Origin of the sequence: Streptomyces sp. SID13666 (assembly GCF_010548325.1) — a bacterium.
Classification (GTDB): domain Bacteria; phylum Actinomycetota; class Actinomycetes; order Streptomycetales; family Streptomycetaceae; genus Actinacidiphila; species Actinacidiphila fildesensis.
Map to the genome: position 1 here is coordinate 1 of NZ_JAAGLX010000099.1, position 3640 is coordinate 3640.

Annotated in this window: 3 protein-coding genes; all 3 read left to right on the forward strand. The window is 66.5% G+C overall.

Annotated elements, in window-relative coordinates; translation table 11 throughout:
- The first annotated feature begins 171 nt into the window (after positions 1-171).
- The 3 genes from G3I60_RS43380 to G3I60_RS43390 all read left to right on the forward strand — a co-directional run bounded on the left by G3I60_RS43380 (position 172) and on the right by G3I60_RS43390 (position 3625).
- The gene (locus tag G3I60_RS43380; protein WP_164608530.1) at positions 172-1314 is read left to right on the forward strand and encodes a tyrosine-type recombinase/integrase; all 1143 of its coding nucleotides are present in this window, start codon (positions 172-174) and stop codon (positions 1312-1314) included.
- Positions 1311-1640 (forward strand): helix-turn-helix transcriptional regulator, encoded by a 330-nt coding sequence (locus G3I60_RS43385; protein ID WP_269289410.1) that lies wholly within the window; start codon positions 1311-1313, stop codon positions 1638-1640. The genes G3I60_RS43380 and G3I60_RS43385 overlap by 4 nt, the downstream gene beginning before the upstream one ends.
- Positions 1641-2575: 935 nt before the next feature.
- Positions 2576-3625 (forward strand): hypothetical protein, encoded by a 1050-nt coding sequence (locus G3I60_RS43390; RefSeq protein ID WP_164608531.1) that lies wholly within the window; start codon positions 2576-2578, stop codon positions 3623-3625.
- The last annotated feature ends 15 nt before the right edge of the window (positions 3626-3640 follow it).

The following is a 3640-nucleotide window of genomic DNA, read 5'->3' on the forward strand; positions in this document are numbered from 1 at the left end:
AAAGAGGCGGAATTTCATCGGATGCATCATTCGGTGAGGTTCGGTGACGTCTGCTGACCAGCTCAGACTCACGCCGGGCATGACTCTTTCGGGTGAAGAGAATTGGCCTGGCCTCGCCCGATCTACTTCTGACGCCACGATGTTGCGTTGAACGCAACCGTTGGAGTTGGCATGAGAACAGTCGATTTGCCTGGCGCGATGCACCTGGTCAGGCCGACGAATGTGCGGGCTCTGGACCCGGCACCCGTGATGTTCGAGGCCATGCTGGAGGGCTGGTCGCGCCAGCAGCGCAGTCGTCTGCTCGCGGAGAAAACGGTCAGGGACCGGCTGCGCCTGGTACGGCGGTTCGCCGAGTACACCAACACGTACCCGTGGCAGTGGACGCCCGAGGACGTGGAGGCGTACTTCGCCGCCCAGTTCACCAAGGACCCGCCAGCCGCCCATTCCACGGTCCGCGGCCAGCAGAACAACCTGGAGCTGTTCTGCGTCTTCATCACAGACAGCCGCTATGGCTGGTCGGCGGCCTGTCTGGAGGAGTTCGGACAGTTTCCCGTTCAGGTCTGCCACGACTGGAATACCGCCGCTCATGTGGCGGAATACGAGGGCAGACCCGGCCGTCGGGCCCTGACCTACGACGAACTCCAGCAGCTCTTCAACGCGGCCGACGACCGGGTGGAGAGAACGAAGAAGCTGGGCCGCAAAGGGGTGCTGGCGGCCTGGCGGGACTCGGTGATGCTCAAGTTCGTCTACGCCTACGGTCTGCGGCGCCGGGAGGCGTCGATGCTGGACCTGGCCGACCTCCGGCACAATCCGCGGGCCAGTGACTACGGCCGCTTCGGGGCCCTGCAGGTCCGCTGGGGAAAGGCGTCCCGGGGAAGCCCGCCCAAGCGACGAACCGTCCTGACCGTCCACGAACTGGACTGGATCGTGCCGCTGTTGGAGGAGTGGGTCGATGAGGCCCGGCCCCGCTTCAGCCCCGGGAAACATCCGGCACTGTGGGTCACCGAGCGCCGCAGCCGTCTGGGAGTACGCCGGCTCGACGAGGTCTTCAATACGATCCGCAAGCTCGCCGAGCTGCCCGAAGAACTCGATCTGCACAGTCTGCGCCACAGCTACGTGACGCACCTGATCGAGTTCGGCTACCCCGAGCGGTTCGTCCAGGACCAGGTCGGACACCGGCACGGGTCCACCACCGCGCTCTACACCTGGGTCTCGGACGAGTACCGGAACCGCCTGCTGGAAGCCCACCTGCAGCGTCAACAAGTACGGCCGAGCACACGACGTCCGGACACGACGATGGGAAGTACTCGGTGACCAAGACCAAGGGAGTGCGCTGGAACCTGCGCAAGCTGATGGCCGCGCAGGACATGTTCCAGACCACCGAACTCGTGCCACTGCTGGCCGAACGCGGCATCCACTTGTCCCGGGAACAGGTCTACCGGCTCGTGACACAGCCACCCCAGCGGTTGTCGATGGACACGCTGGCCGCGCTCTGCGACGTCCTGGCCTGCACCCCGAACGACCTGATCGAGGTCGTCGAGGTCCGCCAGCAAGTCGCCAAGCCCACCGCCACTGGCGAAACCGCGGCCGCGGCCCCGCCGACGCGCCGCACCCAGCTCCGTCGACCGGAGGGACTGTGAGCCGACGGTCCGAAGGGCCCGCTGCGACCGCGACACGCGAGGCGCTGACCAAGCAAATCCTGCTCGGATGCCGAGGGTTGATGCCGGAGGCGGCCGCCGCTGTGGTCGCTGATCTGGCACCTCAGGCCCGATCGGCAGCCCGCAGACACCTGGACACCCATCCGACCGCACTCACCAGCGGTTCCCCGCAAGCGATCGTCTCGGTTCAGAAGATCATCTGGCGACTGATCGAGGTCGGCCGCACCGACGCGCGTCGGCCCGCCTGCACGCAGTGCGGCCGTTTCCGATTGCTCGTCCACCTTGTTTCCGGCGGCCGGATCTGTGGAAGCTGCGGGGCCACGGCCCGATACCGGGAATCCGTTGCCGTCTGCCGACGGTGCGGAAAGACCCGCCCCTGTCCGGCCCGCGGCGTCTGCCAGGCTTGCTACTACGGGCACGACGCACCGAAGAAGACATGCACCAAGTGCGGCAAACACGCCTATTGCTACATCTCGGCCAGGGACGGCAACCGCCTTCTCTGCAACGGCTGCCAAACCCGAAAGTCCACCACCTGCGCGTTCTGCGGTCGGAACTCTCCTGTCACGGTGAACTGGCCCCGAGGACCGGCCTGCAAACGGTGCTACGCCCGTCGCCTGGACGAGCCCGGGCCGTGTCATCGCTGCGGAAGAGTCCGTGCCCTGGTCGGAAATGCCGGCGGCCATGCGCTCTGCGGAATTTGCGCCGGACACTCCACCGACTACAGCTGCACACGCTGCAACAACCCAGGCGGAGCCTCCACCCCAGGGACCTGCTACCCATGCGCCATCGATGACCAGCTCGTCCGGACCCTGGCCATCATTCCCGCGGAAGCCGCCGACCAGCTCCAACACCTGCGGCGTGCAGTCGCCGACACCGACAACGGCAGATCCGCCCTGCAGTGGCTGCGCCAATCCAACGTGCGGAAACTCTTCATCGACCTCACCGCGACGGGGAAGCCGCTCAGCCACGAAGCTCTGGACGACGCCTTCCTCGCCGGCCACCACATCGCCACAGGCCACATGCGCAAGATCCTGGTCGCCGCTGGCAGTCTTCCCCCGCGCGACGAACACCTCGCCCAGATCGAGCTGCGACTGGGGATCGTCGTGGCGAAATATCCCCAGTTCGAAACCGTCCTGCGCACCTACGTCCGCTGGAGCGTCCTGCCTCGCCTGCGAAGGCGGGCCCGCACACGACGTCCCACAGACCACATCACAGAGTGGGCCCGCGCCCGCATCCACAGCGCCGCACGCTTCCTCGCCTGGTCCGAAGAACAGGGCCAGGCCCTCGACACCGTCACGCAAGAGCACGTGGACGACTGGCTGGCCAGCGGCAAGAGCACTCAATACAACGTCCGCGACTTCCTCGTCTGGGCAGCCCGACGCGGCTACGCACGAAAGCTTCTGGTCCCGCACCGCGGCAAACCTGATCCCGCGGGACTCGACGAGGACGTCCACTGGGACGTCTTGCAGCAGTGCCTTCACGACGACCAGCTGCCACTCGACGTCAAAGTCGCGGGCGCCCTGGTCCACCTCTACGCCCAACCGCTGAGCCGGATCGTCGCTCTCACCAGCAACGACATCCGGCAGCATTCCGGAGGCAACAACCGACTCCTCCTCGACCGCCAGCCCGTTCCTCTGCCCCCACCGCTCGACACCCTCGTCGAGCAGCTCGCCACCGAGTACGGCAGGAAGGACGCCGGGACGTGGCTCTTCCGGGGCAGCTATCCGGGCCGCCCCATGCCCGTCAGCACCCTCCAACGACGGCTCAACATCCACGGCATCAGAGCCAAACCATCCCGAGTCACTGCCTGTCTGAACCTCGCACAGGATCTGCCGCCTGCCGTCCTGGCCTCCATCACCGGCATGCACGTGATCACGGCAGAGCAATGGCACCGACGAGCGGCACCTGACTGGGGCGCCTACCTCGCCGCGCGGCGCACGGCGACGAATAGCGCGCGCTCCGAATGACGCTCCCCGCCAGTT

What these genes read in the sequence shown, in the direction of transcription:
- G3I60_RS43380 (WP_164608530.1), top strand. Translation starts at nt 172, where the DNA reads ATGAGAACAGTCGATTTGCCTGGCGCGATGCACCTGGTCAGGCCGACG.